The sequence below is a fragment of the Cupriavidus sp. HMR-1 genome (genome assembly GCF_000319775.1).
Classification (GTDB): domain Bacteria; phylum Pseudomonadota; class Gammaproteobacteria; order Burkholderiales; family Burkholderiaceae; genus Cupriavidus; species Cupriavidus metallidurans.
Map to the genome: position 1 here is coordinate 1 of NZ_ANKP01000137.1, position 5,180 is coordinate 5,180.

Here is a 5,180-nt window from a genome sequence, read left to right on the forward strand (position 1 = left end):
CGGCCGTCGGGCGCGAAACGCCTGCCTGCCCCGGCGCGCCCGGTCAGGAAGACGGCTGCCAAGGCCGCGGGCACTGCGCTTGCCGCCACATCGGTTGCCGCCGCTGGTGTTGAGGAATCGGCCGAAGCTGCCGATAGCCAGTTGAAGCGCCCGGCAATTTCCGCGAGCACGGCGACCAGCGCCTCCGACAACGGCGACTGGAGCGCTTTCTGACCAGACTTCCGGTAGCCGCTCTGCGGCGCCGCAAGGAAGGATGACGCACGTCCCGGCGCCAGGTATCGAGCCAGCCCGCGCCGGGGCGCCTTTTCGTCCAACGACACCATGAACACCGACATCAGCCTGTCCCTGTCGGCCGAAGCCTCTGCGCGGCTGCGCGCGGACTTCGATGCCTTCGTAAAGGTCTCCACGGGCCTCGATGCCCAGTTCATCCCACCTGCATTCGATGACTTCCTGCGTGCGCGACTGATGCAGCAGGATGGTCCGCTGACCGAGCGCGCCGTAATGCGCCTGCTGGCCAGTGGCGAGTATGGATGGGCCAAGAAGGTCTTCGACAAGCAGCTACCCAATGCGCTGGCCGCGTTGATGCGCGATGCGCAACGCTTCGGCTTTGGCCTGGCCGTGCAGCCCGATTGGACGCCGCAGCAGCGCGTCGAGCACGCGCGCCAGTGGGCCACGCAGATTCTCTCCGAGGCAGGTGCTGACGCCGCCTACACCGAGGCGCTGGCCGCGCAGATATCGGCCAGCGCCGTCGATATTCGCACATTGGAAGAACGCATGAAGACGCCTGCGTGGCGGGTTGCCGATGGTCTTCGGCAGCGCGCGTACGACGTCATGTACGGATTGCAGACGGAGCAGAGCGAAGCGCTGGGGCGCAGCAAGGTTGGAGAGTTGCGCGTCTTGCTGGGCCTGGCGCTGGAGTACGGCTCCATCGGCGCCGAAGAGGCTGCTCGCGTGCTGGAACAGGTGGAGCGCGCGTGTCCGCATTTGTTCAGGGAGGCGCCCGACGATGTATTTGCCCGCTTGGCAGCATGGTTGCGGCGCGTCTTTAGTCAAGGCGCGCTTGTTCGTCAATAGTGGAATTCGGCAGTCGATCAGTCAGTCAGTGACGTGTGCTGCGCAAAATTAGAGTGTCTCTTCGGTTGGCTGGCCGTAACAACATTGATGTAAATCAGAAGACAGTTCTAAAGCCTGTTACAAAATTCGCGGCCTTTGTCTGATCTGTACGACATTTGTCTCCCCCCAACTCAAGTAGGGATTGGCATACGAGGCGGAAAGCCGATATAAACGTAACAGTTTCACTTACACTCTGTAACATCTGTAACGTTTCAGAGAGACGGTGTTACCAGGCGCAGTTACTTTCGTAGTACGTCGTACCCATCGCACACGCACCTTAACGATCTGGTCGCCGGCAAGCAGCATCTGCCGGTAAGCGCCGGACAAGCGGTCGAGGGTTTTTTTGGTAGCGGGGAAAAATTGGAAAGCAGTGAAGTTCTCCAGGAGATCCGGGAGGTCAATCTCGCCTATCTTCTGCTCGCGCAACGACTGGTGCGCGAAAACCAGGTGGAAGCCATGTTCAGGCTTGGCGTCAGCAAGGAAATTGCTGAGATCCTCGCCAAACTGACCTCGGCGCAACTCGTCAAGCTGGCAGCATCGAACATGGTGCTGTGCCGTTTCCGCTTCGACGATCACGCGCTGCTTTCCACACTCACACACACGGCCAAGAGCCATGATATGCAGCAGATCCACGCTGCTATCCTGCTGGCCCGGCAACCTGTGGAGTCGCTCAATTGACCGCGCTCCTCCAGGCCTCGCCAGCCCGCAGCTTCACGGCCACCCCCCTCCCCAACCGCAAGAGCGTCCTGCAGGACGCGAACCAGACGCAGCTCGCCATCGAGCTGATCGGCCTGGGCGCGCGACTGCAGGTGCTTGAAGCCGAGACCACGCTCTCGCGCGACCGGTTGATCCGCCTGTACAAGGAGCTCCGTGGCGCATCGCCGCCCAAGGGCATGCTCCCGTTCTCCACGGACTGGTTCACCACCTGGCTGCCGAACATCCATTCGTCGCTGTTCTTCTCCGCGTACCAGTTCATGGTGCAGGAAGGCGAGACGTCTGGCATTCGCGCAGTCGTGGCGGCCTATCGCCTGTATCTCGAGCATGTTTCTCTGCTCGGCGGCGAAATCGTCTTAAGTTTCACCCGTGCCTGGACGTTAGTACGGTTTTTCGAGAGCAACATGCTGCAGCTTTCCTCGTGCACCTGTTGCGGTGGACAGTTCGTCACGCACGCTTATGAGCCGCACACGAACTTCGTGTGCAGCCTGTGCCGTCCGCCGTCACGCGCCGGAAAGGTGAAGAAGCTCTCGAAGGACGCCGCAGCCGCGCAGACCGAAGCCTGATCCATCTGGCCCAACGTCCGCGCAGGAGGTGGGCCCTGGGTTGGTGAGCGGTGACCCCTCTCGCCCGCGCGGGATGCCCCCGATGCGTGCCTGACGCGTGTTTTTCAGACGGGGATCCGATCGTGCTTGTAGTTCTTGGCTATGTCGTCGTAGTCGTGGCGGTGCTGGGCGGTTACGCCCTCACCGGCGGCCACATGGGCGCGCTTTATCAACCGGCGGAGCTCATCATCATCGGCGGTGCCGCGGTTGGCGCATTCATCAGCTCCAACAGCGGCAAGGCCATCAAGGCCACGATGAAGGCCATGCCCTCGCTGCTGAAGGGCTCCAAGTACAAGAAGGAACTGTACCTGGACGTGATGGCGCTGCTGTACGTGCTGCTGTCCAAGGCACGCCGCGAGGGCATCCTGTTCCTCGAAAAGGAAATCGCCGATCCGGCATCGAGCAGTGTCTTCAGTCAGTACCCGCGCATCCTGGCCGACGCCAAGATGATGGAATTCCTGACTGACTATCTGCGCATGATGGTCAACGGCAACATGAACGCGTTCGAGATCGAGGCGCTCATGGATCACGAAATCGAAACCGTCCGCCATGAAGCCGAGATTCCGGCCCATGCGCTCTCGCGCGTCGGCGACGGCCTGCCCGCCTTCGGCATCGTGGCCGCGGTGATGGGCGTGGTGCACGCGCTGGCATCCGCGGACCTGCCTCCGGCCGAACTCGGCGCCCTGATCGCCAACGCGATGGTGGGTACGTTCCTTGGCATTCTGCTGGCCTACGGCTTCGTGTCGCCGCTGGCATCGCGTGTCGAACACCAGGTGTCCGAGAGCATCAAGATGTACGAATGCATCAAGGTCACGCTGCTGGCGTCGCTCAATGGTTACGCACCGCTGGTGGCGGTGGAGTTCGGCCGCAAGGTGCTGTACTCCACGGTACGTCCGTCGTTCCTCGAGCTCGACGACCATGTCCGCGAAGTCAAGAGCCTGACCTGACGGGAGAGCAGTCATGAGCAGCGCCCAGGACCTGCGTCCGATCGTCATCAAGAAGGCGAAATCGCATGCCAAGCCGCATGGCAACCACAGCTGGAAGATCGCCTACGCCGACTTCATGACGGCCATGATGGCGCTCTTCCTGGTGCTGTGGCTGCTGAGTTCCTCATCGCCAAAGGTTCTCGTCGGCGTGGCCGAGTATTTCCGCACGCCGCTCAAGGTGGCGATTGCCGGCGGCGACAAGAGCAGCCTTTCGACGAGCGTGATTCCCGGCGGCGGCAAGGACGTGATGGCCAAGGATGGCGAGATCATGAAGGCGCAGACCAACGATCCGGCCGCGGATGCCCAGCGCCGCCGCGACCAGATCGAGAGCGAGCGGCTGCGCGGTCTGAAGAAGCGTCTGGAACAGATCATCGAGAACAACCCGGTACTGCGCCAGTTCCGCCCGCAACTGCTGCTCGACATCACCAGCGAAGGTCTGCGCATCCAGATTCTCGATACGCAGAACCGTCCGATGTTCCGCACCGGCAGCGCGGCGGTCGAGCCGTACATGCGCACGATCCTGCGCGAGATCGGCCCGGTGCTCAACGAGCTGCCGAACAAGGTCAGTCTTTCCGGTCATACCGACTCGGCCAAATACATGATGGGCCAGCGTGCCTACAGCAACTGGGAACTGTCTGCTGACCGCGCCAACGCGTCGCGGCAGGAACTGGTTGCAGGCGGCATGGAGGAAGGCAAGTTGCTACGCGTGCTGGGTCTGGCGGACACGATGCCGCTGGAGAAGAACGATCCGCTGGCACCGGTGAACCGCCGTATCAGCATCGTTGTGCTCAACCAGCGCGCGCAGGCCCAGTTCGAGGCCGAGAACGCCAGCGCCGCCGATGTCACGGTGCAGGCTCAGAAGGGCCAGGTGGCACAGGACGTGCAGGCGCAATTGGGGAGCGCTTCGGCGCCCGCGGCCAAGCCTGCCGGCGCGGGAGAAAGCAAAGGCAAGGGCAAGGGGGAATGACGCGTGCCGCCTGAACAGGGCGGCGCATCTTCCAGGGCAATCTAGCGAGTCAGGACCATCATGTCTGTCGATATCGATATCACGCAGTTCTACCAGACCTTCTTCGAGGAGGCGGAGGAACTGCTCGTACAAATGGAGCAGCTGCTGCTCGAGGTGGATATCGAATCCCCCGATGCGGAAGCGCTCAATGCGATCTTCCGGGCCGCGCATTCGATCAAGGGCGGCGCCGCGACGTTCGGCTTCACGGCGCTGACCGAAACCACGCACATCTTCGAGAATCTGCTGGACCGCACGCGCCGGAGGGAACTAGCCCTTTCGCGCGTCATCATCGACACCTTTCTGGAAACCAAGGACGTGTTGCACGATCAGCTCAACGCCTACCGTAACGGCACCGAACCCGATCCGGAAACGCTGGCGCGCATTTGCGCCGTGCTGCAGCAACTGGCCCAGGAAGCCAGCGGCGAGGCGGCTCCCGCGCCCGCCGCTACGCCGGTAGCCGCATCCGCGCCCGCTGCCGCACCGGCTGGCGGCAATCTCAAGGTGAGCCTGATCAAGGTATCGGCCGCCGACCAGGCCCTGCTGCGCGAGGAGCTTGCCAACCTGGGCGAGATCACCGGTCAGCAGGAATCGGACGGCGACCTGATCATCTGGCTGAACAGCCAGTGCAGCGCCGACGACATCATCGCGGTCTGCTGCTTCGTGATCGACGAGAAGCAGATCGCCGTGGAAGCGGTAACGCCAGGCGAGACACCGGCGGCACCGGTCGCCGCGCCGACGCCCGCGCCCGTGGCCGCG

General features: G+C 62.8%; 7 protein-coding genes. 6 read left to right on the plus strand and 1 reads right to left on the minus strand.

Annotated features, from left to right (window positions below; genetic code table 11):
* A partial coding sequence (locus tag D769_RS32370; protein WP_206537005.1) for a hypothetical protein occupies positions 1-335 on the minus strand: 335 nt, incomplete at its 3' end.
* Here D769_RS32370 and D769_RS17465 point away from each other — a divergent pair.
* The 6 genes from D769_RS17465 to D769_RS17490 form a co-directional block, all read left to right on the plus strand.
* Positions 322-1,074 (plus strand): DUF4088 domain-containing protein, encoded by a 753-nt coding sequence (locus D769_RS17465; protein ID WP_008647541.1) that lies wholly within the window; start codon positions 322-324, stop codon positions 1,072-1,074. The two genes, D769_RS32370 and D769_RS17465, sit on opposite strands and share 14 nt — an antisense overlap.
* 399 nt (positions 1,075-1,473) lie before the next feature.
* Positions 1,474-1,791 (plus strand): flagellar transcriptional regulator FlhD, encoded by a 318-nt coding sequence (gene flhD, locus D769_RS17470; RefSeq protein ID WP_008647543.1) that lies wholly within the window; start codon positions 1,474-1,476, stop codon positions 1,789-1,791.
* A complete protein-coding gene (gene flhC / locus D769_RS17475) occupies positions 1,788-2,393 on the plus strand; it encodes a flagellar transcriptional regulator FlhC (protein WP_008647544.1) in 606 nt (201 codons plus the stop codon). The genes flhD and flhC overlap by 4 nt, the downstream gene beginning before the upstream one ends.
* Positions 2,394-2,515: 122 nt before the next feature.
* The gene (motA, locus tag D769_RS17480) at positions 2,516-3,379 is read left to right on the plus strand and encodes a flagellar motor stator protein MotA (RefSeq protein ID WP_008647547.1); all 864 of its coding nucleotides are present in this window, start codon (positions 2,516-2,518) and stop codon (positions 3,377-3,379) included.
* A gap of 13 nt (positions 3,380-3,392) precedes the next feature.
* Entirely contained in the window at positions 3,393-4,385 is a 993-nt protein-coding gene (gene motB, locus D769_RS17485) for a flagellar motor protein MotB (RefSeq protein WP_008647549.1), read from the plus strand.
* Positions 4,386-4,445: 60 nt separating this feature from the next.
* Positions 4,446-5,180, plus strand: a 735-nt coding sequence (locus D769_RS17490; RefSeq protein WP_008647550.1) for an Hpt domain-containing protein, incomplete at its 3' end; no start/stop codon positions are given.